The sequence below is a fragment of the Blattabacterium cuenoti STAT genome, from assembly GCF_003573915.1.
Taxonomy (GTDB): domain Bacteria; phylum Bacteroidota; class Bacteroidia; order Flavobacteriales; family Blattabacteriaceae; genus Blattabacterium; species Blattabacterium cuenoti_A.
In genome coordinates, this window is the sequence record NZ_AP014608.1 from 606,427 (window position 1) to 631,621 (window position 25,195).

27 protein-coding genes, 3 tRNA genes and 1 pseudogene are annotated in these 25,195 nt (G+C 23.9%); 5 read left to right on the top strand and 26 right to left on the bottom strand.

Annotation, left to right across the window (positions count from 1 at the left end; all coding sequences use genetic code 11):
* The gene (gene trxB, locus STAT_RS02935) at window positions 1-942 is read right to left on the bottom strand and encodes a thioredoxin-disulfide reductase (protein ID WP_119305781.1); all 942 of its coding nucleotides are present in this window, start codon (window positions 940-942) and stop codon (window positions 1-3) included.
* Window positions 943-1,008: 66 nt separating this feature from the next.
* Here trxB and STAT_RS02940 point away from each other — a divergent pair, with 66 nt between their 5' ends.
* The gene (locus STAT_RS02940; protein WP_119305782.1) at window positions 1,009-1,443 is read left to right on the top strand and encodes a type I restriction enzyme HsdR N-terminal domain-containing protein; all 435 of its coding nucleotides are present in this window, start codon (window positions 1,009-1,011) and stop codon (window positions 1,441-1,443) included.
* Window positions 1,444-1,464: 21 nt separating this feature from the next.
* Here STAT_RS02940 and gap read toward each other — a convergent pair whose 3' ends face one another.
* The 6 genes and pseudogenes from gap to fabZ form a co-directional block, all read right to left on the bottom strand.
* Window positions 1,465-2,478, bottom strand: a complete 1,014-nt coding sequence (gene gap, locus STAT_RS02945) for a type I glyceraldehyde-3-phosphate dehydrogenase (RefSeq protein WP_119305783.1) — start codon at window positions 2,476-2,478, stop codon at window positions 1,465-1,467.
* Between the two features lie 23 nt (window positions 2,479-2,501).
* The gene (gene lepA, locus STAT_RS02950; protein ID WP_119305856.1) at window positions 2,502-4,292 is read right to left on the bottom strand and encodes a translation elongation factor 4; all 1,791 of its coding nucleotides are present in this window, start codon (window positions 4,290-4,292) and stop codon (window positions 2,502-2,504) included.
* A gap of 22 nt (window positions 4,293-4,314) precedes the next feature.
* Window positions 4,315-4,387, bottom strand: a tRNA-Arg gene (locus STAT_RS02955).
* Between the two features lie 27 nt (window positions 4,388-4,414).
* Window positions 4,415-4,975 (bottom strand): aminoacyl-tRNA hydrolase, encoded by a 561-nt coding sequence (pth, locus tag STAT_RS02960; RefSeq protein ID WP_119305784.1) that lies wholly within the window; start codon window positions 4,973-4,975, stop codon window positions 4,415-4,417.
* A gap of 32 nt (window positions 4,976-5,007) precedes the next feature.
* Complete coding sequence (sucD, locus tag STAT_RS02965; RefSeq protein ID WP_119305785.1) at window positions 5,008-5,883, bottom strand: succinate--CoA ligase subunit alpha; 876 nt, start codon at window positions 5,881-5,883, stop codon at window positions 5,008-5,010.
* Window positions 5,884-6,513: 630 nt separating this feature from the next.
* Window positions 6,514-7,125: pseudogene (fabZ, locus tag STAT_RS02970) on the bottom strand (3-hydroxyacyl-ACP dehydratase FabZ); the annotation flags it as partial.
* Window positions 7,126-7,359: 234 nt separating this feature from the next.
* Here fabZ and rpmH point away from each other — a divergent pair.
* Window positions 7,360-7,509 (top strand): 50S ribosomal protein L34, encoded by a 150-nt coding sequence (rpmH, locus tag STAT_RS02980; protein ID WP_015430182.1) that lies wholly within the window; start codon window positions 7,360-7,362, stop codon window positions 7,507-7,509.
* 5 nt (window positions 7,510-7,514) lie between these two features.
* Here the strand turns inward: rpmH and STAT_RS02985 are convergent, their stop codons facing one another.
* Entirely contained in the window at window positions 7,515-8,684 is a 1,170-nt protein-coding gene (locus STAT_RS02985) for a M14 family zinc carboxypeptidase (protein ID WP_119305787.1), read from the bottom strand.
* Between the two features lie 219 nt (window positions 8,685-8,903).
* Complete coding sequence (locus tag STAT_RS03130; RefSeq protein ID WP_244273558.1) at window positions 8,904-9,056, bottom strand: hypothetical protein; 153 nt, start codon at window positions 9,054-9,056, stop codon at window positions 8,904-8,906.
* A 97-nt stretch (window positions 9,057-9,153) separates the two neighbouring features.
* On the opposite strand from STAT_RS03130, the gene STAT_RS02990 reads away from it, so the two are divergent.
* Both STAT_RS02990 and STAT_RS02995 read left to right on the top strand, forming a co-directional pair.
* Window positions 9,154-9,675, top strand: a complete 522-nt coding sequence (locus STAT_RS02990) for a CPBP family intramembrane glutamic endopeptidase (protein ID WP_244273559.1) — start codon at window positions 9,154-9,156, stop codon at window positions 9,673-9,675.
* 56 nt (window positions 9,676-9,731) lie between these two features.
* On the top strand, window positions 9,732-10,652 hold the full coding sequence (locus STAT_RS02995; RefSeq protein ID WP_119305789.1) for a ribonuclease Z: 921 nt from the start codon (window positions 9,732-9,734) through the stop codon (window positions 10,650-10,652).
* Here the strand turns inward: STAT_RS02995 and STAT_RS03000 are convergent.
* Entirely contained in the window at window positions 10,640-11,821 is a 1,182-nt protein-coding gene (locus STAT_RS03000) for an ABC transporter permease (protein ID WP_119305790.1), read from the bottom strand. The genes STAT_RS02995 and STAT_RS03000 overlap by 13 nt on opposite strands.
* A 16-nt stretch (window positions 11,822-11,837) precedes the next feature.
* Window positions 11,838-12,146 (bottom strand): ribosome-binding factor A, encoded by a 309-nt coding sequence (locus STAT_RS03005; RefSeq protein ID WP_119305791.1) that lies wholly within the window; start codon window positions 12,144-12,146, stop codon window positions 11,838-11,840.
* A gap of 133 nt (window positions 12,147-12,279) precedes the next feature.
* Between STAT_RS03005 and STAT_RS03010 the strand changes: the two genes are divergently transcribed.
* A tRNA-Ile gene (locus tag STAT_RS03010) sits at window positions 12,280-12,353 on the top strand.
* A gap of 21 nt (window positions 12,354-12,374) precedes the next feature.
* Here the strand turns inward: STAT_RS03010 and STAT_RS03015 are convergent.
* From STAT_RS03015 to STAT_RS03085, 15 genes are all read right to left on the bottom strand, one after another.
* Window positions 12,375-12,449, bottom strand: a tRNA-Arg gene (locus tag STAT_RS03015).
* Window positions 12,440-12,703, bottom strand: a complete 264-nt coding sequence (gene rpmA, locus STAT_RS03020; protein WP_119305792.1) for a 50S ribosomal protein L27 — start codon at window positions 12,701-12,703, stop codon at window positions 12,440-12,442. The genes STAT_RS03015 and rpmA overlap by 10 nt, the downstream gene beginning before the upstream one ends.
* Before the next feature lie 22 nt (window positions 12,704-12,725).
* Window positions 12,726-13,040: a 50S ribosomal protein L21 gene (gene rplU / locus STAT_RS03025; RefSeq protein WP_119305793.1), complete on the bottom strand. Its 315-nt coding sequence runs from the start codon at window positions 13,038-13,040 to the stop codon at window positions 12,726-12,728.
* A 9-nt stretch (window positions 13,041-13,049) separates the two neighbouring features.
* A complete protein-coding gene (locus STAT_RS03030) occupies window positions 13,050-14,288 on the bottom strand; it encodes a SufS family cysteine desulfurase (protein ID WP_119305794.1) in 1,239 nt (412 codons plus the stop codon).
* Window positions 14,289-14,291: 3 nt separating this feature from the next.
* The gene (gene sufD, locus STAT_RS03035) at window positions 14,292-15,593 is read right to left on the bottom strand and encodes a Fe-S cluster assembly protein SufD (protein ID WP_119305795.1); all 1,302 of its coding nucleotides are present in this window, start codon (window positions 15,591-15,593) and stop codon (window positions 14,292-14,294) included.
* A gap of 32 nt (window positions 15,594-15,625) precedes the next feature.
* Window positions 15,626-16,390, bottom strand: coding sequence for a Fe-S cluster assembly ATPase SufC (gene sufC, locus STAT_RS03040; RefSeq protein WP_119305796.1), 765 nt, complete (start codon window positions 16,388-16,390; stop codon window positions 15,626-15,628).
* An 11-nt stretch (window positions 16,391-16,401) separates the two neighbouring features.
* A complete protein-coding gene (sufB, locus tag STAT_RS03045; protein ID WP_119305797.1) occupies window positions 16,402-17,844 on the bottom strand; it encodes a Fe-S cluster assembly protein SufB in 1,443 nt (480 codons plus the stop codon).
* Window positions 17,841-18,173 carry a HesB/IscA family protein gene (locus STAT_RS03050; RefSeq protein ID WP_119305798.1) on the bottom strand — a complete coding sequence of 111 codons (333 nt, stop codon included), beginning with the start codon at window positions 18,171-18,173 and terminating at the stop codon, window positions 17,841-17,843. Before STAT_RS03050 ends, sufB begins: the two co-directional genes overlap by 4 nt.
* Window positions 18,174-18,233: 60 nt before the next feature.
* On the bottom strand, window positions 18,234-18,707 hold the full coding sequence (locus STAT_RS03055) for a DUF192 domain-containing protein (protein WP_244273560.1): 474 nt from the start codon (window positions 18,705-18,707) through the stop codon (window positions 18,234-18,236).
* Between the two features lie 47 nt (window positions 18,708-18,754).
* Window positions 18,755-19,642, bottom strand: coding sequence for a prolipoprotein diacylglyceryl transferase (gene lgt, locus STAT_RS03060; protein ID WP_119305800.1), 888 nt, complete (start codon window positions 19,640-19,642; stop codon window positions 18,755-18,757).
* A 13-nt stretch (window positions 19,643-19,655) separates the two neighbouring features.
* Window positions 19,656-19,883 (bottom strand): membrane protein insertion efficiency factor YidD, encoded by a 228-nt coding sequence (yidD, locus tag STAT_RS03065; protein WP_119305801.1) that lies wholly within the window; start codon window positions 19,881-19,883, stop codon window positions 19,656-19,658.
* A 5-nt stretch (window positions 19,884-19,888) separates the two neighbouring features.
* Window positions 19,889-22,174, bottom strand: coding sequence for an aconitate hydratase (locus STAT_RS03070; RefSeq protein WP_119305802.1), 2,286 nt, complete (start codon window positions 22,172-22,174; stop codon window positions 19,889-19,891).
* Window positions 22,175-22,221: 47 nt separating this feature from the next.
* Window positions 22,222-22,992 carry an alpha/beta fold hydrolase gene (locus STAT_RS03075; protein WP_119305803.1) on the bottom strand — a complete coding sequence of 257 codons (771 nt, stop codon included), beginning with the start codon at window positions 22,990-22,992 and terminating at the stop codon, window positions 22,222-22,224.
* Between the two features lie 10 nt (window positions 22,993-23,002).
* Window positions 23,003-23,728, bottom strand: coding sequence for a pyridoxine 5'-phosphate synthase (locus STAT_RS03080; RefSeq protein ID WP_119305804.1), 726 nt, complete (start codon window positions 23,726-23,728; stop codon window positions 23,003-23,005).
* Window positions 23,729-23,737: 9 nt separating this feature from the next.
* Complete coding sequence (locus tag STAT_RS03085) at window positions 23,738-25,015, bottom strand: mechanosensitive ion channel family protein (protein WP_119305805.1); 1,278 nt, start codon at window positions 25,013-25,015, stop codon at window positions 23,738-23,740.
* Between the last annotated feature and the right edge of the window lie 180 nt (window positions 25,016-25,195).

The following is a 25,195-nucleotide window of genomic DNA, read 5'->3' on the forward strand; positions in this document are numbered from 1 at the left end:
CTACATATATAAATATTTTTCTAAATCTAATGCAGCCATACATCCTGTTCCCGCAGAAGTAATAGCTTGACGATAAATAGGATCTTGCACATCACCTGCAGCAAATACACCAGGTTTACTGGTTATAGTTCTTCCTTTTTGTACAATAACATACCCTTTTTCATCTAAATCTAATTCATTTCTAAAAATTTCTGTATTAGGAATATGACCGATAGCAATAAATAAACCACTAATTAAAACAATTTTATTAGTTTTTGTTTTATGATTAAAAATATTAATTCCTTCCAAAAAGTTATCTCCAATAATTTCAGTAATTTTAGAACAAAATAATGTATCAATATTATTTTTTTTTAAAAAAATTTTTTGCAAAATTTTAGATGCTTTTAAGTGATCTTTTCTAACTATTAAATAAACTTTTTTACAAAATTTTGATAAAAAGATTGCTTCTTCTAAAGCGGTGTCACCCCCTCCTATCACTGCTACATTTTTTTCTTTATGAAAAAAACCATCGCAAGTAGCGCAAAAAGAAATTCCTAATCCTAGAAATTTTTTTTCTTTATGAATCCCCAAAAATTTTGGACGAGAACCTGTAGCTATAATCAAACCTTTACTTTCTATACATTTTTCTGTAGAAAAAAAAATACGATGATTTCCTCTTATTTTATTGGATAAAATTACATGATTCACAGAATGATTAATTATTTCTGTATTAAACCGTTTTGCTTGATCTTTACAATTTTTCATAAAATCGACTCCCTTAATTCCTTCTGAAAAACCCAGATAATTATCAACAACAGTTGTAGTGGTCAATTGTCCTCCTGGTTGAAATCCTGTAAAAAGAATAGGATTCATATCAGCTCTTGCTGCATATATAGCAGCAGAATAACCAGAAGGTCCAGATCCGATAATTACACAATCTTGTATTTTTTTTTTTAAAAACATAAAAATATTTATTTTTTCTAAAAAAAATGATTTAATACAAATATTTTATCATTTGATTAATAAATTATGCGTGATATAAATTTTTTTATAGATAAACATTTGCATTTAAAAAAAATAAAAAATAGAATTCATATATTTTGTGTAATCAGAAAAAAATTTTATCTTTTTACTCAAGAAGAGGTAATCCGTCAATATATAATTTTTTTATTAAAAAAGATAAAAAATTATAAAAATTCAAACATATGGGTTGAATATCCTTTTAAAATAAATAAATTAAATAAACGAATAGATATACTTGTTCAAGTTCAAAAGAAACCACATATTCTTATAGAATGCAAAACTCCAAAAATTTCTATTACACAAAAAACTTTTGATCAAATTTCTATATATAATAAAACTATTAAAGCTCCATTTTTAATGATAAGTAATGGAATAAAAAATTTTATTTTCCAAATTGATAAGAATAAAAAACAATTTTTTTTTTTAAGAAAGATTCCATAAATAAAATTTATGGATCAAATTTTATGATGATAAAGAATGCATATACTCAATAAGATCTAATAATTTTATAGAATAACCAACTTCATTGTCGTACCAAGACACAATTTTTAAAAAGTTGGAATTTAACATAATACTAGAATTAGCATCAAAAATAGAAATTCTTTTATCCCCTATAAAATCAGATGAAACAACAGGATCTTCTGTATATCCTAATATTCCTTTTAATGTAGTTTGAGAAGCCTGTTTCATTAGAAATTTAACTTTATTAAAATTTGTGCTAGTTTTTAAATTTACTGTAAAATCCAAAACAGAAACATCTGCAATAGGGACTCTAAAAGCCATTCCTGTTAGTTTTCCATTTAAACTAGGAATAATTTTACCTACTGCATTAGCCGCACCTGTTGATGATGGTATTATATTCCCTAATGAAGACCTACCTCCTCTCCAATCTCTAATAGAAACAGAATCAACAACTTTTTGAGTTGCAGTAGAAGCATGTATTGTTGTCATCAATCCTTCATATATTCCAAAATTATCATTTAATACTTTAACAATCGGAGAAAGACAATTAGTAGTGCAGGAAGCATTAGATACAATATTTTGATTTTTTCTCATGTTTTTATGATTTACTCCCATAACAAACATAGGAATATCATCTTTAGGAGGAGCTGATATGATTACTTTTTTAGCACCTGATTTTAAATGAGCATTAGCCAAATCTTTTGTTAAAAAAAGTCCAGTGGACTCTATAACATATTCCACATTCAAAATCCCCCAATTGAGTTTTTTAGGATCTTTTTCATTAGTAACTTTTATCCGTTTTTCATTCAATACGAGATAATTTGTATTTTCAATACGAATATTTCCTTTAAAAGAACCATGAACTGAATCATATTTTAACATGTAAGCCAAATATTCTATAGATACTAGATCATTTATAGATATTACTTGAATATTATTTCTATTTAAAGCAGATAATAAAACTATCTTTCCTATTCTTCCAATTCCATTAATTCCTATTTTTATAGACATAATTAAATAATTTTTTTGTTACAAAACTAATTTTTAACTTTTAAAAAAGTCATAAAAGTAGATGATGGGATTTCAATCTTTCCTATCTTACGCATTTTTTTCTTTCCTTTTTTTTGTTTTTCCAAAAGTTTTCTTTTTCTAGAAATATCCCCTCCATAACATTTATCCGTAACATTTTTTCTGAACGCTTTAATGGTTTCTCTTGCTATAATTCTTCCAGATACAGAAACTTGAATAGGAATACTAAATTGATGTTTTGGAATTAATATAGATAATTCTTTACATATTTTTTTTGCTAAAAAGAAAACTTTTGTTTTATGAACTAAAAGAGACAAAGGTTCTATTTTTTCGTGATTAATCCATACAGTAATTTTTTTTAAATCCGAACTTCTATAACCAATAAAATTATAATCAAAAGATGCATATCCATTAGAAACACTTTTTAATTTATCATAAAAATCAAATACAATTTCCGATAAAGGCATCTCATACATAATTTTTATTCTTCTAGAAACCATATAATCATGATTTTCAACCATAATTCCTCGTTTTTCAATACATAACGACATTATATTCCCTATGTAAATATCTTTAGTAAAAATAGAAACTAAAATATATGGTTCTTCTACCTTTTTTAATTTTTCCATTTCCGGAAAATCCGAGGGATTATTAATTAAAACCTTTTGATTATTTTTCATATAAACTATATAAGAAACATTAGGGATAGTGAGTATTACAGAAATATCATATTCACGTTCTAAACGGTCTTTTACAATTTCCATATGAAGAAAACCTAAAAATCCACAATGGAAACCAAAACCTAATGCTGGAGAAGATTCAGGTTTAAAAGAAAGAGAAGCATCATTTAATTTTAATTTTTCTATAGAAGAACGTAATTCTTCATATCTATCAGAATCAACTGGATAAATACTAGCGAAAACCATAGGTTTAAATTCTTTAAATTTTTGTATTGCTTTTTTAGCTGGTATTTGATTATCTGTTATAGTGTCTCCTACTCTTACTTCGTTTGCATTTTTTATCCCAGAGACGATATATCCAACATCTCCTGTATTAATTTGATTTTTAGAAATACGTTTTAATTTCAAAATTCCTATCTCATAAGCAGAATAAACTTTTCCTGTAGACATAAATCGTAATTTTTGTCCTTTTCGTATAAAACCATTTTTTATTCTAATAAATATTTCAATCCCTCTAAATGGATTATATAAAGAATCAAAAATAATAGCTTGTAAAGGTGCTTTTGGATCTCCTTTTGGAGAAGGAATACGTGTTATTATTTGATTTAAAACACGATTAATTCCTAATCCATTTTTTGCACTAACAGGAATAATATCTTCTATTTTACATCCCACTAATTCCATAATTTCTTTCATTACGTCTTCAGAAATAGAATCAAATAAATCAATTTTGTTTAAAACTGGAATAATAATTAGGTTATTTTTTAATGCTAAAGAAAGATTAGATATTGTTTGTGCTTGTATACTTTTCGTACAATCAACAACAAGTATAGCTCCTTCACAAGCAGCAATAGAACGAGATACTTCATATGAGAAATCAACATGTCCAGGTGTATCTATAAGATTTAAAGTATATATTTTATTATTGTATTTATATTCCATCTGAACAGCATGACTTTTGATAGTTATTCCACGTTCTTTCTCTAAATCCATATCATCCAATAACTGATCCCCTTTTTTTTCTGAAATTGTTTTTGTAATTTCTAATAAACGATCAGCTAATGTACTTTTTCCATGATCTATATGCGCGATAATACAAAAATTTCGAATATCATGAATCATGATTAATTGAGTTTAAAAATAACCTTGAAGGGAATCGAACCCATACCATAGGAATCGGAGTCCTATATTCTATCCTTTTAAACTACAAGGTTAACTTACATTCTATATTTTTATTATTGTTAATTGAATATATTCATCGTTTTCTGGAGCCCATTTATTACAAATGAAAATATGATTTGTATACCTACATCTAATCTTGAAAATAAATCATTTATTTCTTCATTTTCCCAGTTTTTTAATACATAAGAATCTTTTTTTTGATAAAAATGATTTTTTTTAATTCCAAAACGAAGACGTGCATAATGAGTTGTTCCTATTTCTTTTTCTATATTTTTTAATCCATTATGACCCCCACTTCCTCCTTTTCCTTTTAAACGAAAATTACCAAAATTTAAATAAAAATCATCAGATATTATCAGTATATTTTTTAATATAATTTTTTTTTTCATCATCCAATATTTAACAGCTTCTCCACTACGATTCATATAAGTATAGGGTTTTAAAAAAAAAAGTAATCTATCATGATAGATAAATTGAGAAATAAAACCTAATTTTTTTTTACAAAAAGAAAAACAATACTTTTTTGAGATTTGATCTAAAACCATAAAACCCAAATTATGTCTAGTATTTTTGTATAAATCTCCTGGATTTCCTAATCCAATTATCAAATATTTTTCCATCTAATAATCTAAATAATTCTTTTTCTTTTTTTTTAATGAAGAATATCATATACAGTTTTTCCTATATTATCAGGAGATTTAACTACATGTATTCCATTTTCTTCCATTATTTTTATTTTTTCTTGCGCTGTTTCTATTTTTTTTTCTATAATTGCTCCAGCATGTCCCATTGTTCTTCCTTTTGGGGCTGTTTGTCCAGCTATAAAGGCTATTACTGGTTTTTTACTTTTCAATCCTTTTATCCATTTAGCTGCCTCAATTTCTAATTGTCCTCCTATTTCTCCAATCATAACAATACATTCTGTTTCTGAATCATGTAAAAATAATTTCATGATTTCTTTTATATTCATTCCAACAATAGAATCTCCTCCTATACCAACAGCAGTGGAAATTCCATAACCCAATTTCACAATTTGATCTGCTGCTTCATAAGTTAGAGTTCCTGATCTAGAAATTATTCCTATATTTCCTTTTTTTTTAAAAACTGAATTAGGCATTATTCCTACTTTAGCTTCTTCCGGTGTAATAATTCCAGGACAATTTGGCCCTATTAAACGAGACTTTCTTTTTTTTAAAAAATGTTTTACTCGAATCATATCTGATACAGGGATTCCTTCTGTAATACAGACAATAATTTGTATATTCATATAAACAGATTCTAAAATAGCATCAGACGCAAAAGCAGAAGGAACAAAAATTATACTCACATTCCCTCCTGTTTGAGTGGTTGCATCTTCAATCGTGTTAAAAATAGGAATCCCTAAATATTTTTTTCCACCTTTTCCTGGTGTTATTCCTCCTACTATAGTAGTTCCATATTTTATCATTTGTTCGGTATGAAATAAGCCTTCCTTTCCAGTTAATCCCTGTACAAGAAGTTTAATGTTTCTATCTATTAAAATACTCATAATTATTATTCTTAAATGTCAGATAATTTTGAATTTTAAATAATATAAGATCTATTTTTTTTTTGTATTTATTTTGAATAATTCTCCTATTCTGATAAAAATAAGGAACTAATAATTTTGTTTTTTTTTAAATTTTTATTACTATGTATTAATAATTTTCCTTATTTTCTTACAGAAGCTTCTTCCTGAAGTTCCTGAAGCTATTAATAATTTCGAATAAGAGTTTTTAAAATAAAAAAATTTTTTATTTTTCATTTTTTACATGAAAAAAATAGAAATTTTACCCTTTTTTAAAGGTTATATATTATGTTTTTTATTAATATTTTTTTCATATGTATCTGATCATGAGTAATATTATTCATAAAATAAAAAATATCTTTTTTTATAAAAACTAAGATTCTATCTTAATATTTTTTTAATTTATCTTTTGTTTGATGAAATTTTTTTTCATAAAATATGATCTATTACTAAATTTTTTAGTAGTTATTGTTCTAATAAAGACATATCTCTTTTCTTGTTTTATATGAAAAAAAACCAATAATTTTGAATATATCTTCTTTCTATTGTTATTTTTATATGCATAAAAAGAACAATCTTTTCTAATATTTAGAAAATTTGAAATTTAAAATTTCATAATTTTTCATAGTTTTTAACTATTTTTGCTACGACTTCTGCTTCTACTACAAGTTTGTTATTCACATAACCTTTTCCTTTCATATGAACAATTCCTCTTTTCATAGATTCTAACAAGTAAACTTGAAAAATAATTATATCTCCAGGAACTATTTTTTGTTTAAATTTTACTTTGTCTATTTTTAAAAAATAGGTAGAATATAATTCGGGATGACTTAATTTGTTTAATACTAATATTCCTCCAACTTGTGCAATGGCTTCTATTTGTAATACTCCGGGCATAATTGGTTCTCTAGGAAAATGTCCTATGAAAAAAGATTCATTCATAGTTACATTTTTGATACCTACAATACTATTTTCTGTTAAATCTATAATTTTATCTACTAAGAGAAATGGAGGTTTATGAGGCAATATTTTCATAATGCTTTTTATATCCAAAATAGGTTTCTTTTTTAAATCAAATTTAGGAATATCATGTTTTTTCAATGTTTGAATTTTATTCATTAACTCCTTTAAAAATTGCATAATATAATTGGATTATAAAAAAATAGATTAACCTTTTAATTTAGTATTCATTAAAGTTAAAAATCCAATAATTTTAAAAAAATAAAAACTTTATGTAATTTCTGTTCATATATTGTTTTTTTTAGTTATATCATGAGTTTTTCAAAACGTATAATTTTATTTTTCACAGGAGTTACTATTGGAATTTTGATATTACTTTTCTTTTCCTATCAAAAAAGATTACTGAATATAAAAAAGAAAAAAATAGTAAAAAAAAAAGATGAAAAATATTTTTCCAATATTCAAAAAACAAATAATATATATAATAAATAAAAATTTATGAAAAGAACTTATCAACCTTCAAATAGAAAAAAAGTTAATGTTCATGGATTTATGAAAAGAATGAAGACAAAGACAGGTAGAATCATTATATCTAGAAGAAGAAAAAAAGGAAGAAAAAGACTTGCAGTTTCTAATTTCAAAAAATAAGCCGATTAAAAAATTTTAAAATTTTCTATATCCCCAATTTTAGGAAAACTTTCTCCTTTTTCTCCATAAAATTTTTTGCCTCTAACAATAGATTCTTCATAAGCGAAAAAATGGGATAAGTCACCTATATCTACTATTTTAGTAAAAATAGAAATATTTTTTTTCATAATATCCAATTTTTCGAAATTCATCAGTCCTATGTCTACAAAAAATTTATTTTTATTTTTACGTATTTGTACTTTTCTATATATCTTATCTAATAAGATATTTTTATTTTCTGGAATATCAAAATAAGATTTGTAATTTTTTTCAAGATTCTTTCCTTGAAAAGAAATAAAATAAATTCCCGAAAGAACAGATAATACGCTATATTTTCTAATAATTTTTTTTTTAAGATCTTTTGGATAATTTCCTGATTCAATTAGAACACAAGGATAACCTAGTTTTTGTAAACGATCTCCAGTTGCAGTAGGATATAATTCATCAGAAAATCTTCCTATTGATCCAATATTAGGTAAAATTTTATGAATTTCTTTTGCGATAAAATTTATAACCCCCATAGATTTTTTTCTACTTATAGAATAAGCATTTTTATCCATAGATATAGAAGGAGATAAGAAAGATAAAATAGCAGGGTTAAAACTTTTATGTCCAACATTATAAATACTTCTTTGATCATGTAAATTAAATAAAATATGAGGTTTATCTTTTTCTATTTCCTGAAATAGTATTTGTATCTCTGGAGATTGTAAACAAATAGCATCTCTATTTAAGTCTATATTTATAGCGTTTCTTCTCTGAAAAATTTCAGATCCGTCGGGGTTTAACATAGGAATAAATGAAAGAGTTAAATTTTTTTTTAAAAATTGAACTAAATCACAATTTTTTTTTAATAAAAAAAAATGAAAAAGATCAAACATAGATTTAGTTCCAGTTGTTTCATTTCCATGCATTTGAGACCAAATAAATATTTTATTTTTTCCTATTCCCCATTTAATTTTGAAAATTTTTCTTTTTTCTATAGATAATCCTATAGGAATAATAGAACATATATTTTTATACTTATTCATAACTTTTAATAAGTCAGAATACTTAAAAATTTTTGAGTCTCCAATTCTACTATCTTTAAAAAATTCATAGTTCTGAAATAAAGATAAAATATCGAAAAACAACATATAAAAACTTTAATTTTGAAAATTTTATTATTTATAATAATGAATAAAGAAAATTGTTATTATCTTTCAAAAAGATAAAATTAAAATAAACTTTTATTAAATTAAAAGTCTTTTATAATCTATAAATGAAAAAAATATAGTTATAAAAAAAAAAAAAAATGAATCGAAAAAATAAAACGAATTTTTAATATTTATTATGAAAAATTATTTTAAAATAAATTATATCGAATCAATTTTATTAATATTAGGATTTATTGCTTTAAATTTTTTCAATATAATTTTTAGAAAATTATTAATTTCTATTAATCTACCTGAAAGCATGATATTTTCAATATCATATACTCTTCCTTTTATTTTTTTATTTTTTTTCATATCTCATCAAGCCCAAAAAAAAAATCTAATTATAGATTTATCCACAAGATTATCTTCATGGTATATTTATTTGATTCTTTTTTGTATGATGTTTTGTATGATCATTATCAACGAATACATTTCTTCATTAGTTCCAAGAGATGGGCCAATATTAGGAAATATGTATAAAGAAATTGAAGAATTTTTAAAAGAAGAAATAAAAAATCCAATTCCTTTTTTTTCTACTACAATATTGTTAGCACCTATATGTGAAGAAGTTCTTTTTAGAGGAATTATTTTGAATGGAATGTTAAAAAATAATATACATCCTATTAAAGCTATTTTATTTTCTTCATTTTTATTTGGATTAACTCATATGAATCCATGGCAATTAGTAGGTGGAATAATCATTGGAAGTTTTATAGGATTTATTTATTTTATAACCTCTTCTATCATAGATTGTATATTATTACATGTTTTTAATAACGCTTTTGCTATATTCACCATGTTTTTCTTTATAAAAGATGAGGATCCTATTTTTTCGAAAAGAGAGATAAATATTGAATTTATATTAATAATAGCCCTTATTATAATAATTAGTGGTAGTATTTTTCTTTTTAAAAAAAAAAAGAAAGAATAAAAAAAATTAACTGTTGAATATACAAATTATAAAAATTATTAAAACAATTTTTCATAATGAAAAAACCTTCATTAACTATTTTAGGATGTCATTCTTCCATACCTAAAAAAAATTTCCATCCTACAGCTCAAATATTAGAAATAAAAGGATTTTCCTTTCTTATTGACTGTGGTGAAGGAACACAAGTTCAATTAAAAAAAGCAAAAATTAAATTTAATAAAATTATACATATATTTATATCTCATTTACATGGAGATCATTTTTTTGGATTGATTGGATTATTATCAACTTTTCATCTATTAGGTAGAGAAAAATCGATTAATATTTATGCTCCAAAAGGATTAAAAGAAATTATAGATGTCCACTTTAAATGGTCTTATACTAAACTTAAATATTGTGTAAATTATATAGAATTATCATCCAAAAAATTGGAAAAAATCATAGATAATGAAAAAATAGAAGTTTTTTCTATTCCAATGAAACATAGAATTTATACAAATGGATTTCTTTTTAAAGAAAAACCTAGTAAAAGAAAATTAAACATAGAAGAAATTCAAAAAATTCCCGATATTAAAATATTAGACTATAAAAATTTAAAATTAGGAAAAGATTTTAAAACTAATAATGGAAAAATCATTTCTAATTTGAAATTAACATTTGATCCACCAAAGATATTATCTTATGCTTTTTGTTCAGATACTTCCTTTTACTTGCCTATCATTGAACACATAAAATATGTAGATTTATTATATCATGAATCCACTTTTTTAAAAATAGAAGAAAAAAGAGCTATTAATACAGGACATTCTACAGCTAATCAAGCGGCATATATAGCTAAAGAAGCTAAAGTAAAAAAATTATTATTAGGACATTATTCAAATCGATTTCCTAACCTTAAAGAATTTGAAAAAGAAGCAAAAAAAATATTTCCAAATGTAGAAATATCTGAACCATTAAAAACATATTATTTAGAATAAAAAATCATATTATTAATTCTTTTTAAAGAATAAAAAGATATGATAGATCCTATTATTAAAATAATACATATAACCGTACAAGAATCTATTATTGTAATTTTAATAGGAAAAGGGATTTTTTTTTCAATCCTAAATATTTTATATTTTTCTTGTATTAGAGAGAAAATATAAGAAAAAATAAAACCACTTAAACAACCAAAAGTGGTAATCATTAATCCTATATAAAAAAATATCATCTTAATTTTCCTTATAGAAAGCCCCATATTCCATAATGTAAAAAGTTCTTTAATTTTATCTAATTGTAAAATATAAATAGCACTAAATAAATTAAATCCAGTAATTAGTGTTACTAAAATGAATAAAAAATATATAAATATTTTTTCTGTATTCAGAACTTTAGAGATAACCTCCTCTCTTTCTATACGTGTTATTATATTAAATTTCTTTCCCAATTTCTTCATTAAAAAATGTTTAAAATTATGCATATTAACGTTTTCATGAATTTTTATTTCTAATGTATGAAAAACTTTTTTTTTTATTATGTTGTTTTGAAACTCATGTAAATCACAAAATAAATATTTTCCATCTATTTTAGGACTAAAATGAAAAAATCCTTTTATAGAAATTTTTTTTTTTCTGAGAAATGGAATCAAAGTATTTTTCTTTAAATCAAAAAAAAATATTTGTAATGGCATATTTATTACATGATAGAATAAAATCATAGAAGACGATCCTATATATATGTTTATAGAATCAAATTTTTTACTTCTTAAATTTATTTTTTTAAAATTTTTCATTACTTTTTCATATTCTATATCTACTCCTTTTAAAAGCATAAAGTATTCATGATTTTTATAGTGAAAAAAAATTTTTTTTTCTATGGTCTTAGAAACAGCTATAATTTCTGGTATAGATTTTATTCTTTTTATTATAATATCATCAATAAAAAAATTGGTTCCATTTGAATAAGAAATTGTAATATCTGGATAATGAATTTGATAAAATTTTTTATTTAAATTTTCTAATCCTGAAACAATAAATAAAATAGTAGATAAAGAAAATGTAGATACTCCAATAGATAAAATTGATAAAAAAACAATAATATTAACAAGGTTAGTCTTTTTTTTATAAAAAAAATAACGTATCGATATATAAAAAGAAGGTGTCAAAAAACATTAATTTTTATTATATAATCAAAAAAAAATTCAATTTTGGTATTTTTTTCACACGATACCTAAGTCTATGAGAAAGTAATTTTCTATAAAATTTAGATTTAGAACGGATAATTTTCAATATTTCTTTATCCAAAAAAGGATAAATACTAATATATACTTTTATTAAATTCATATCAGGAGTAATATATATTTTAATCAGAGTAACTAAAAATTTTTGATTCTTTTGACCATAAAAGATTTCTCTATTAAGAATTTCTGCAATTTCCACAAAAAATATTGAAGATAATTTTTGATTTTTAATTAAACTCATCTCTTTCATTATTTAATCAATTAAATTAAAAATAGATTTCTGTTTTTGTTTGAAAAACAAAATATGTTATGAAAGAAAAAATTTACAAAAAATTTGTAATAGGAAGAATAATGTTGTAAACTTGTACAAGTTCCATATTTTTGGTCCCATAGCTCAGTTGGTTAGAGCACCTGACTCATAATCAGGGAGTCGCTGGTTCAAATCCAGCTGGGACCATTTTACTTATTTACTTAGTTGTAACCGGGGCGGGATTCGAACCCACAACTCACAGTTTAGGAAACTGTTGTTCTATCCTAATTGAACTACCCAGTCTTAGTATCTATAATAGAAATAATTGATTTATTTTTTCTTCCTTTTTTAAAGGAAACATATCCATTTTTAATGGCATATAAAGTATGATCTCTTCCTATTCCCACGTTTTTTCCTGGAAAAAATTTTGTTCCTCTTTGACGAACTATAATATTACCAGAATTCACATATTGATTTCCATATATTTTAATCCCCAATCTTCTTCCTATTGAATCTCTTCCATTTCTAGAACTACCAGAACCTTTTTTATGAGCCATATTATTTTATTTTTTATTATTATTATAATAAAAAAGAAATTATTTTTATTTTTGAAAATAAAGGTCTAAATCCATTTTTAACCTTATACCCTTTTCTTCTTTTTTTCTTAAAAATAATAATTTTTTTTCCTTTTACATGTTGTAAAATTTCTATCTTAACTTTAATTTTTTCTAAAAAAGGATTTCCTAAAAAAAGATTTCCTTCTTTAGAAAACAAAAAAACTTGATCTAATAATATTTTTTCTCCTATTTTTGCAGAAATATGAGGAACATAAATATATGTATTTTCAATAATTTTAAATTGTTTATCTTTTATATTAACAATAGCATATGTCATAAAATAATTTTATTGCTTTAATAATATTTTTTTTGTTTTTAAAATACTTTCAGATAAATAATCTATTTCTTTAAAAGTATTATATATAGAGAAACTAATACGAATCATTCCTGAAACTTTAAAGAAATTCATAAGAGGTTGTGCACACAAATGCCCCGTTCTAACCGCAATTCCTAAACGATCTAAAATACTTCCTACATCAAAACAATGTAACTTATATAAATTAAAGGAGATAATGCCGGATTTTTTAGAAAAATCTATATTATCTCCATATAATTGGATTCCATCTATTGAACTTAAACATTTGACAGCATATATTAAAAGTTTTTTTTTGTAAGATTGAATATTTGATATACCTATTTCTTTTACAAAATCTATAGCAGATCCCCATACAATAATTCCTTCTATGTTTGGGGTCCCTGCTTCAAATTTAAACGGTAAATCTGAATAAGTTGTTTTATCAAAACTTACATTTTTAATCATTTCTCCTCCAAATTGATAAGGATATAATTTTTCTAATATTTTCTTTTTTCCATACAACATACCAATACCTGTTGGTCCATACATTTTGTGAGCAGAAAAAACATAAAAATCTACATTTAATTCTTGTACATCTAAATTTAGATTAGAAGGAGCTTGGGCCCCATCAATTAAAACTAAAGCTCCATATTCATGTGCTTTTTTAATAATATTTTTAATAGGATTAATTATTCCTAAAACATTAGATATATGACAAATTGATACTATTTTTGTTTTTTCTGAAATGAAAAGTTCAAAATCTTTTAGTTTTAAAAAACCATTTTCATGAATGGATATTATTTTTAAAATAGCACCTCTTTTTTTACAAAGTACTTGCCATGGTACAATATTTGAGTGATGTTCAATACAAGAAATAATAATTTCGTCTCCTTTTTTTATAAAAGAATCTATACTAGAAGCAACTAAATTAATTGATTCTGTAGTTCCTTTTGTAAATATAATTTCCGAAGAATATTTAGCGTGAATAAAATTTTTAATTTTTTCTCTAACATTTTCTACATATAGAGTAGCTTTATGACTAAGATAATGCAAACCTCTATGAATATTAGAATTCATAGTAGAGTAATAATTTTGAGTTGCTTGAATTACTTTTAAAGGTTTTTGGGTAGTAGCCGCATTATCCATATAAATTAAAGGATTAGAATATATTTTTTCTTTTAAAATAGGAAATTGATTTCTTATTTTTTGGATTTCTTTTTCTGAAAACATATATTATAGATGTTTATCTAGTCTTTTTTTCATTTTATTATATATCAATTTTTTCAATTCAAAAACACGAATAGGAATCAATATTTCTTCTAAAAAAGAGAATAATAATAACATTTTAGCTTTTTTTTTAGGAATTCCTCTTGATTGTAGATAAAATAATTCAGGTTCTTGTATATTTCCTATAGTACAACCATGTGAACATTTTACAGATTCAGAATAAATTTCTAGTTGGGGATTAGCGTTTATATGTGCCTCATCAGAAAGAAGAATATTATGGTTTTTTTGAAAAGCATTTATTTTTTTTATAAATTCATTAATAATTATTTTTCCATTAAAGATTCCTCTAGATTTTTCACATAAAATATTTTTATATAATTGAAAACTATAAGCATTTGAACATAAATGATTTATCAAGGTATGATGATCTACAAATTGTTTTCCTGATAAAAGAGAAATTCCATATAGATAAGAATATGTTTTTTCTCCATTAGAATAAAGTTTTAAATTATTTTTTATGAAATTTCCTTTAAAAGAAAAGGTATAAACGGTACATTTGCTATTTTTTTTTTGTTTAAAAAATGTATTATCTATTACATAAGTTTCATCCAAATTATCTTGCACCTTATAATAGTCAATCATACTATGATTCATAGTATAAACTTCGCTTACAGAATTTATGAAAGCCAAATGTTTTTTTAAAGATTTGTAATGTTCTATAATTTTAACATAAGAATGTTCTCCTACTATAATTAAATTCCTATTATTCAACATGGTTTTGGAATCCATTCCTGTAGAAATATGCAATATTTCTATAGGAGATTCTAAAATAAGATTATCAGGAATATAAACATACGCTCCATCCTTTAACAAAAGAGTATTTAAAGTATAAAAGGCATCGTATTGATATGATAATTTTCCATAATAATTTTGAATTTCATTATCTTTTAGTGATAATAAATTTGATAAATTTATATTTTTTACATGTTTCGTGTAAGAAAAATGAGGATAATATTTTCCATCTATAAAAATTAAAATTAAAGATTTTTCTTTTTTTAAAAAAGTTAATTTTTTAATTTTTTTATGTTCTATATTTCCTATTTTTACATTTTCAGAAAAAAGATTGTAATCTTGGTTAATAATTGAATCTATATCTATATTTTTCCATTCCTCATTATTTATAAAAGAAGGAAAACCTTTTTTATGAAAAAAATTAAAATGTTTTTGTTTCAAAGAAGACATATAAGAGTCTTTTTTTTCAGAATAAAATTTATTAATCAATAAAGTTATTTTTTCTTTTAACTGCATTTAATTAATTATAAAAAAGTTAAACAAGACAATTATTTTTTATATTGTATTTTATTTTTGATTATCCAATCATATCCTTTTTCTTCTAATTTCTCAGCTAATTTTTTATCTCCTGACTGAATAATTTTTCCTTTATATAAGATATGTATAATATAGTCTGAAAGAATATAATCTAATAATCTTTTGTAATGAGTGATAATTAAAACAGAATTGTTTTTTTTTCTAAAAAAATTAATTCCTTTAGCAACTATACGTAATGCATCTATATCTAAACCTGAATCTAATTCATCTAAAACAGATAATAAAGGATCTAACATCATCATTTGAAATATTTCATTTCGTTTTTTTTCTCCTCCAGAAAAACCATCGTTCAAAGAACGATAAAAAAAACTTTTTTCAATATTTAATAAAGAAGATTTCTCTTTTATTTTTTCTAAAAAATCTTTAGAAGACATTTTTTTTATATTTCGTGCTTCACGAATAGAATTAACCGCTGTTTTAATAAAATTAATAATGGAGACTCCTGGAATTTCTATTGGATATTGAAAAGAAATAAAAATACCTAGGTATGCCCGTTCTTCTGGAGAAAGATTTTTTAAATTTTGATTTAAAAAATCAATATTTCCTTTATCGATTTTATATTCTTTTTTACCTGCTATTATAGAAGCAAGAGTGCTTTTTCCAGAACCATTAGGTCCCATGATAACATGACTTTCTCCTATATTTATTTTTAAATTAATTCCTCTAAGAACCTTCTTGTTTTCTATAGAAGCATGTAAATTTTCTATATTTAACATAATCTTTATTATTATCCAACAGATCCTTCTAAAGAAACTTCTAAAAGTTTTTTAGCTTCTATTGCAAATTCCATAGGAAGTTTTTTCAAAATTTCATTACTAAAACCATGAACAATTAAAGAAATTGCTTTTTCTGTATTGATTCCTCTTTGATTACAGTAAAAAATTTGGTTTTCTCCAATTTTTGAAGTTGTAGCTTCATGTTCAACTTTAGAAGTTGAATTGTATACATGAATATATGGAAACGTATGAGCACCACATTCATCTCCAATTAATAAAGAATCACATTGAGAAAAATTACGAGAATGAGCCGCTTGAGAAGTAATTTTTACTAATCCTCTATAATTATTTTGAGCTTTTCCAGCAGATACTCCTTTCGATAAAATAACACTTTTAGTATGTTTTCCTATGTGAATCATTTTAGTTCCTGTATCTGCTTGTTGAAAATCTTTAGTTAAAGCTAAGGAATAAAAATTTCCCATGGAAAAGTCTCCTTTTAAAATACAAGACGGATATTTCCAGGTTATTGAAGAACCTGTTTCCACTTGTATCCAGGATATTTTTGCTCTTTTTTCACATAATCCGCGTTTTGTGACAAAATTGAAAACACCTCCTTCTCCTTTTTTATTTCCGGGAAACCAGTTTTGAACGGTAGAATATTTAACTTCAGCATTTTCCAATGCTATAATCTCTACTACAGCCGCATGTAATTGATTTTCTTTTCTTTGTGGAGCCGTACAACCTTCTAAATAACTCACATAGGAATCCTTATCTGCAATAATTAAAGTTCTTTCAAACTGACCGGTTTTATTTTCGTTAATACGAAAATAAGTGGATAATTCCATAGGACAACGGATTCCTTTTGGAATATAACAAAAAGAACCGTCTGAAAATACAGCTGAATTTAGAGCTGCATAAAAATTATCTTTTTTCGAAACAACTGAACCTAAATATTTTTTTATAAAATTTGGATATTTTTTTAAAGCTTCGTTAATAGAACAAAATATAATACCTTTATCTTCTAATTTCTTTTGAAATGTAGTAGTTAAAGAAACGGAATCTAATACTATATCTGTTGCTACATCTGAAGAATTTTTTTTTTCCTCTATAGGAACCCCTAATTTATTAAACGTATTTATTAACTCTGGATCTATTTTTTCATAATGATTAAAATCTATCTTATTTTTTGGAGCAGAATAATAACTAATTTCCTGAAAATTAGGAATTTGATATTTTATATTTGCCCATATTGGAGCTTTCATTTTTTTCCATATCTGATAGGATTCTAATCTCCAATCCAACATCCATGTAGGTTCCTTTTTTTTTTCTGTTATTTTTCGAATAACATCTTCATTTAATCCCGATGGGATTTTATCCGATTCTATTGGAGTATAGAATCCGTATTTATATTCAGATTTAGTAAAACTTTCTAGTATTTTATTATTTTTTTTCATGATGATGAAAAACTTTTTCCGCAACCACAAGTATGTTTTGCTTTCGGATTATTAAAATAAAACCCTTTTCCGCTTAGTCCATCTGAATATTCTAATGTCGTTCCTTCTAAATAAGGAATACTATTTTGATCTATCAATATTTTCATTTCTTTGTATTGAAAAATACTATCTCCCTCTTGTTTTTTTTGATCAAAAGTAAGTTCATAAGATAAACCTGAACATCCTCCAGTTTTTACTCCAAATCTAATAAACGAAACATGGTGAGAAAGTCCTTCTTTTTTCATAATAGAAATTAATTTATTTTTAGCTTCTTCTGATATAAAAACCATAATATTTACAAAATTTTAAGTTGATTATATGAGATAAATATAATCGTTTTATATGATTAATTAACCCATCCAAATAATTTTTGTTACTCCTTCTTTTATTCCCCATTTATTTGCCATTCCAGCATTGATTTCTAAAACATATTTTATAGTTGAAGAAAAATTTCGATATTCTATATCTTTCATCATTGGGTTAACATATTTATTTACAAAAACGACAGTGTTAAATTGATTAATATATACAATATCTAAAGATATCCGCATGTCTTTCATATCTATCTGCTTATATTCTTCTTGATCTTTCAAAAGAAATAACATTCCTCTATTTTCTTTTAGAAAAGACCTATATTTTAGTCCATTTTTTTTTTCTGTATCTAAATCTGCTAACTCTATATCTATTTTTTTTATAACATTGTTGTTGTTTTTTAAATATAGTTCTCCATCTTTAATAAATTCTATTTCTAGCAAATTACCGATATCTAAATACATGTTATCCATATCAGAATCTTGATATATTCTTTCGGAAGAATATATCAAAAAACAAACAAATAGAATGATTAAAGAAAAAAAAATATTAATCTTTTTTACCATGAAAAAAAATATTTTTTAATTCTTGATACATTAAGAAAAAAAAATCCTAACATAACAAAAGGAATACTAAGCCATTGTCCTGTATTTATAGATAAAAAATTTATAAATTCTGCTCCTTGAGGTTCTTTAAAAAATTCAAGTAAAAAACGTATAGACCAAAGAAAAATAAAAAAAATACCGGATAAAAATCCATCATAATATTTTTTTTCTCTTTTTTTATAAAAATAAAAAAGGGATAAGAAAATTGATAGATAAGCAATAGATTCATAGATTTGTGCAGGATGTCTAGGTACTATTTTCCCATATTCCGTATCCATTTTCATAAATTTTACTGCCCAAGGCAATTTTTCATTACATGGTTTCCCTACTATTTCAGAATTAAAAAAATTTCCTATCCTAATAAAAACAGCAGATATTGATATAGGAATACACAATCTATCACATAACCAAATAAAAGATTTTTTTTTAAGGATTTTTTTACTATAAAATAGATTAGATAAAATAATACCTATGGTAGCTCCATGACTAGATAAACCTCTATAACCAGTAAATTCATAACCTTTTATAAATCCTAAAAAGAAATTTTGATTATTTTTTTTTATAGGTAAAAAAACTTCGATCCAATGGTCTGAAAAATATGAAAAATCATAGAATAAAATATGACCTAATCTTGCGCCTATAAAGGTTCCAAGAAAAGTAAAAATGAATAAAGGATCTAAATATTTTTCATGTATATTATCTTTTTTATAAATATACTTCATTATATACCATCCTAATAAAAAAGAAATTAAAAACATTATACTATAAATATGAATAAAAAAACCTTTCCACAAAGGAATTTTTTGAATAGGATTCCAACTAATATATTCTAATGTTTTCATGTTCAATTATTATTCATTCAGTGAATTTTTTAGGACCATAAACCGATGGGCCCCAAGGATTACATTTAATGATCCTTATTGTACCTCTAAAGATAGCTTTAAAAAATTGATATCTTTTTAATGACAAAATCATGTAGTTTGAACAAGTTGGAATATATCTACAATTATTACCGATCCATGGAGATATTCCTATTTGATAAATTTTTATAATTTTTATGAAAAAAAATTTTATAATTTTCATTTATTTTATTGATTTTTAATAAAATTTAAAGAAGAACCAGCTTTAAACCATTGAATTTGTTTTTCACTATAAGAATGATGAGTTATAATTTTTTCTTTATATCCATTTTTATGAACTAGTTCAATTTCTATATTTTTATTACTAGAACATATTTTTTTTATGTAAAAATGAAATACATCTTCTTCTTGAATTTTATAATAATCGTCAGGATTAAAAAAAGTTAAAGCCAAAATCCCTTGTTTTTTCAAATTAATTTCATGTATTCTGGAAAAAGATTTGACAAGGACTACACAAACTCCTAAAAAACGAGGTTCCATGGCAGCATGTTCTCTTGAAGAGCCTTCTCCGTAATTGTCCTCTCCTACAATTAAAGTAGATATATTTTTTGACTGATAAAATTTGGAAACATCATAAACAGTTCCATAATTACCTGTTACAATATTTTTTATTTTATTTTTTTCATGATTAAAAGCATTTATAGCCCCCATTAATAAATTTTTAGAAATCATCTCAAGATGTCCTCTGTATTTTAACCAGGGGCCCGCCATTGAAATATGGTCTGTAGTACATTTTCCTTTAGTTTTAATTAAAAGTCTAATATTGAGAAAATTATTACCATTCCATGGTAAAAATGGAGATAAAACTTGTAGCCTTTTAGAATTTTTATTTATGATCACAGATATATTTTTTCTGTTTTCTTTATTTGAAAAATTTTCATATCCTAATTCTTCTAAATTAAAATTCCTTGTAGGAATTTCCATTGATTTAGGTTCTTCAAATTTTACATATTCATTCAATTCATTTTTCAAACTATCTCTCTTAGGATCAAAAGTTAAATCTCCAGAAAAAATTAAAGCAGTAACAATTTCTGGAGAAGCTATAAACGCATGTGTTTTTGGATTTCCATCGTTACGAGATGAAAAATTTCTATTAAAAGAATGAATGATTGTATTCTTTTCGTTTTTTTTATTTTCTTTCCTTATCCATTGTCCAATACAAGGACCACAAGCATTAGAAAAAATTTTAGCTCCAATTTCTTTAAAAAGAGATAAATATCCACTTTCTTTCATGAGAGAATAAACTTTATTGGATCCAGGTGATACCGTATATTCTGAATGGATTTTCAATTTTTTGTTTTTTGCCTGTTGAATGATTGATATTGTTTTTGAAAAATCTTCATAAGAAGAATTTGTACATGAACCAATTAATCCTACCTCAATTTTTTTTTTCCAATTATTTTTAGCCGCTTCTTCTTTCATTTTAGAAATAGGAATTGCTTTATCTGGAGTAAAAGGTCCATTGATATGGGGTTCTAAAAGATTTAAATCTATTTTTATTACTTGATCATAGTAATTATATGGATTTTTATAAACTTCTGGATCTGCTTTTAAAAAATATTTTATTTTTTCAGCCATCATAGATATTTGATTTCTTCCATTTTTATTCAAAAAGTCATTCATTTTATCATCGTAAGGGAATAAAGAAGACGTAGCACCTATTTCTGCTCCCATATTACATATCGTTGCTTTTCCAACACAAGAAATACTATTAATTCCTTCTCCAAAATATTCAATAATATGATTTTTAGCACCCGAAACTCCAATCATACCAGATAATTTTAATATTACATCTTTAGGAGAAGTCCATCCATTAATTTTTCCAACTAAATTTATTCCAAGTATTTTAGGAAAATTCAATTCTAAAATTGATCCAGACATAACTTCAGCTGCATCAGCACCCCCAACTCCTATCGCTAGCATACCTAATCCTCCTGCATTAGGGGTATGAGAATCAGTTCCTATAATCAAACCTCCAGGAAATGCATAATTTTCTAAAATAATCTGATGAATAATCCCTGATCCGGGATTCCAAAAATCTATTCCATATTTATGAGATGCTGATCTCAAAAAATTATAGATTTCTTCATTTTTTTCTATAGCGTTTTTTAAATCTAAATCTACTCCATATTGAGCCGATATGAGATGATCACAATGAATAGAAGTCGGAATAGCCGTTTTATTTTTTTTAGTTTGCATAAATTGAAGTAATGTCATTTGAGCAGTTGCATCTTGCATTGCAATACGATCAGGTAACAAATCTATATAACATTCATTCTCCAATTTTTTATTTTCTCTAAAAGGATTTTCTCTCTTATTTATTTTATTTTCTAAATGGGAATATAAAATTTTTTCCGAATAAGTCATAGGGTGATCTATTACATTTCGTATTTTTTCAATTTTATATAAAAAATTTTTATAAAAATTTCGAATTATATCAAAATCAAAAATCATAAAATAATTTTTTTAGAAAAAAATATACATAACTATATAACAATTAATCATGTTTCGTTTAAAAAAATACTGATTTTTTTGTAAAAATCCATGGGATTATCTATATGGATCCAATGATTGGATTTTTTTACAATCCAAATTTTGGATTTTGGGAATAATGTTCTTGTATAATTATAATCTTTATCAAGAATGAAATTTGAATATTCTCCTCGTAAGAATAATGTAGGTCCATAATATGAACCATTTTTTATTTCTTCATAAATTAGAGAATCATAATTTTTTTCAATATTCAATAATGAAAAATGAAAACATAATTTTCCATTTTTTTGTTTTTTAGTGCATTTATAAGAAAAAAATGACCTAATTTTTAGATCAGAAATCCATTTTTTTAAAAAAAAATCAAGATCTTTTTTAGTATTAATAATATTAAAATTCACTTTTTTCAAAATATGGATTAATTTTTTTTGATTATTAATCCGACCTTTAGGACTTATGTCCACAATTATGATTTTTTTTGGGATTTTAGGATACTTTATAGAAAACCTCATGACAGCTCTTCCTCCCATAGAATGCCCTAATAATATAGGATGATTTAATTTATGATAATAAATATACTCTAATATATCTTTTGATATAAGATCATAATTCATTTTTTCGGAAAAAAAACTTTTTCCATGGTTTCTTATATCTAATAAATGAACTTGATAGTTATTTTCAAATTTTCTAGCAAATGAAACCCAATTTTCTCCATTTCCAAATAATCCATGAAAAACCAAAATAGAAGAACCAGATCCGTAAATATTAGAATGTAATATCATTTTTTTACTTTTACTTTTTTTTTATTAAAAGTCTTTTTAAATAACTTTGAATTGTATTTTCTAATCCCATATATATGGATTCTTTAATTAAAGCATGTCCAACTGATACTTCTAATATATAGGGTATTTTTTCAATTAAAAAAGAAATATTATCTAAATTTAAATCATGACCAGCGTTAATTGACATATGATGATTCAAAATTAATTTTGCTGTATCAACATACGGATCAATACAATCCATTTTTTTATTATTATATCCTATGGAAAAAGGTCCAGTATATAATTCTATTCTATCTGTTCCTGTTTTAGCTGCATGTGAAACTAATTCTGGTTTTGGATCTAAAAAAATAGAAGTTCGAATTCCATGAGCTTTTAATTTTTTAATTTTATCAGTTAAAAAATCTTGATATAAAAAAGTATTCCATCCAGAACTTGATGTTATTGCATTTTCAGAATCAGGAACTAAAGTTACTTGTGATGGTTTTACATCTAATACTAATTTCATAAATTTTTCAGTGGGATTTCCTTCAACATTTAATTCCGTTGTAATTACAGAACTTATATCATATACGTCTTTATATGTTATATGTCTTTCATCAGGACGTGGATGTATAGTAATTCCATGACATCCAAATTTTTGAGCATCTATTGCAACCTGAACAACATTGGGAATCCCACTTCCTCTTGAATTTCTTAGTATAGCTATCTTATTTAGATTTACACTTAATTTTACCATTTTTATTTTTTAAATTCCTTTTTTAATAACTTGTGTTACTTCTAAATCAAATTCTTTAGCTACTGTTAATAAATGATCAAAAACATTAGCTTGTATCTGTTCGTATTTAATAGATTCTGAAGTATTTGTAAAACAATATAATTCAACTGGTAATCCATAAGGAGTTGTTTCTAAATATCTAATCATCAAAGTTTCTGATTTTGATATTTTTGGATGTTTTGATAAAAACGTTAATGCATATTGACGAAAAAGCCCAATATTTGTTAATCTATTTCCATTAATTTTGATATAAGTATCAATATTTTCATTTTTATTGAGAAGATCTATTTCTTTTTGTTTTTTTTGTATATAATTTTTTATTAAATAAATATGTTGATATTTTTTTAATTTATATGAATTACAAAAATGAAAAGATTGTATATTAAATAAAATAGATCTTTTAATTCTACGTATATTTTTCTGACGCATAAATTCAAAATTTATAACAGCTGTGGAAATCAAATCATAAGTAGGAACACTAGTAATAGTTTTATCAAAGTTTTCTATTTTTGCAGAAATTAAATTAATTTCAATAACTGTACCTTCTATACTGTATTTAGGAATTTTAATCCAATCACCCGATTTTATCATTTTTGTAGAAGCCATTTGTACCCCTGAAACAAATCCAAGTATAGTATCTCTAAATACTAATATAACAAAAGCGGTTATAGCTCCTAAACTTGTTAAAATAGTAATTAGATCATTCTTTGTGAGAATTGCAATAATAACCAAAATACAAAATATAATGGATATAATTTTTAATAATTGTGAAAAAGAGCGAACTGCTATTGTTTGATGATTATTTTCACTTGTAGCTATTCTCATAATAGAATTTACTACCCGGATTAAAAATTGTAAAACAATTAAAACAAACAATATATCAAATACTTTTTCTAAATAAATGATAATTGTATGATAATCGTTAAAAAATGAATTAATGAATATTAATCCAATAGATAATGGAAAAAAATGCGCTAAACTATCAAAAACTTTATTTTCATATAAAATATTGTCCCAAATAAAATGAGTAGAATTAACTATTCTCCTGACTATAAAACGAACTCCTTTATTAAAAATAAATTCTAAAATTATTAGAATAATAATAAAAAACAATATTTTACCGATTATAATAAGAGTTATCGTCCCCCATTTTTTTAAATTAAAATTATATAATACAACAATATCAAAGATTTTTTGAATTTGAAAAATAATTTTTCCTATTTTTCCGACAATAATTTGATCATACATAAGATAAAATTCCTTCTTGCTAACTATTATAAAAAAAATTGAATAAATAACTGTATTTTATTTTCAATAAATTACTAGATTTTTATTTTAGGTTTTGTAGATTGAATAATATAATAGATATTGAGTTTTTATATCTAAGAAAGATAAAATTTTGACTAAATTTTTTAAAATTTTAAATTT

Bases quoted from the DNA above. Each gene is read 5' to 3' on its own strand.
- trxB (WP_119305781.1), bottom strand. From the start codon at position 942: ATGTTTTTAAAAAAAAAAATACAAGATTGTGTAATTATCGGATCTGGA.
- STAT_RS02940 (WP_119305782.1), top strand. From the start codon at position 1,009: ATGCGTGATATAAATTTTTTTATAGATAAACATTTGCATTTAAAAAAA.
- pth (WP_119305784.1), bottom strand. From the start codon at position 4,975: ATGGAAAAATATTTGATAATTGGATTAGGAAATCCAGGAGATTTATAC.
- sucD (WP_119305785.1), bottom strand. From the start codon at position 5,883: ATGAGTATTTTAATAGATAGAAACATTAAACTTCTTGTACAGGGATTA.
- rpmH (WP_015430182.1), top strand. From the start codon at position 7,360: ATGAAAAGAACTTATCAACCTTCAAATAGAAAAAAAGTTAATGTTCAT.
- STAT_RS02985 (WP_119305787.1), bottom strand. From the start codon at position 8,684: ATGTTGTTTTTCGATATTTTATCTTTATTTCAGAACTATGAATTTTTT.
- STAT_RS03130 (WP_244273558.1), bottom strand. From the start codon at position 9,056: ATGAAAAAAAATAAAAAAATAAAAGGAAGAGTATATGATATTGAAAAT.
- STAT_RS02990 (WP_244273559.1), top strand. From the start codon at position 9,154: ATGATCATTATCAACGAATACATTTCTTCATTAGTTCCAAGAGATGGG.
- STAT_RS02995 (WP_119305789.1), top strand. From the start codon at position 9,732: ATGAAAAAACCTTCATTAACTATTTTAGGATGTCATTCTTCCATACCT.
- STAT_RS03005 (WP_119305791.1), bottom strand. From the start codon at position 12,146: ATGAAAGAGATGAGTTTAATTAAAAATCAAAAATTATCTTCAATATTT.
- rpmA (WP_119305792.1), bottom strand. From the start codon at position 12,703: ATGGCTCATAAAAAAGGTTCTGGTAGTTCTAGAAATGGAAGAGATTCA.
- rplU (WP_119305793.1), bottom strand. From the start codon at position 13,040: ATGACATATGCTATTGTTAATATAAAAGATAAACAATTTAAAATTATT.
- STAT_RS03030 (WP_119305794.1), bottom strand. From the start codon at position 14,288: ATGTTTTCAGAAAAAGAAATCCAAAAAATAAGAAATCAATTTCCTATT.
- sufD (WP_119305795.1), bottom strand. From the start codon at position 15,593: ATGCAGTTAAAAGAAAAAATAACTTTATTGATTAATAAATTTTATTCT.
- sufC (WP_119305796.1), bottom strand. From the start codon at position 16,390: ATGTTAAATATAGAAAATTTACATGCTTCTATAGAAAACAAGAAGGTT.
- sufB (WP_119305797.1), bottom strand. From the start codon at position 17,844: ATGAAAAAAAATAATAAAATACTAGAAAGTTTTACTAAATCTGAATAT.
- STAT_RS03050 (WP_119305798.1), bottom strand. From the start codon at position 18,173: ATGGTTTTTATATCAGAAGAAGCTAAAAATAAATTAATTTCTATTATG.
- lgt (WP_119305800.1), bottom strand. From the start codon at position 19,642: ATGAAAACATTAGAATATATTAGTTGGAATCCTATTCAAAAAATTCCT.
- yidD (WP_119305801.1), bottom strand. From the start codon at position 19,883: ATGAAAATTATAAAATTTTTTTTCATAAAAATTATAAAAATTTATCAA.
- STAT_RS03070 (WP_119305802.1), bottom strand. From the start codon at position 22,174: ATGATTTTTGATTTTGATATAATTCGAAATTTTTATAAAAATTTTTTA.
- STAT_RS03075 (WP_119305803.1), bottom strand. From the start codon at position 22,992: ATGATATTACATTCTAATATTTACGGATCTGGTTCTTCTATTTTGGTT.
- STAT_RS03080 (WP_119305804.1), bottom strand. From the start codon at position 23,728: ATGGTAAAATTAAGTGTAAATCTAAATAAGATAGCTATACTAAGAAAT.
- STAT_RS03085 (WP_119305805.1), bottom strand. From the start codon at position 25,015: ATGTATGATCAAATTATTGTCGGAAAAATAGGAAAAATTATTTTTCAA.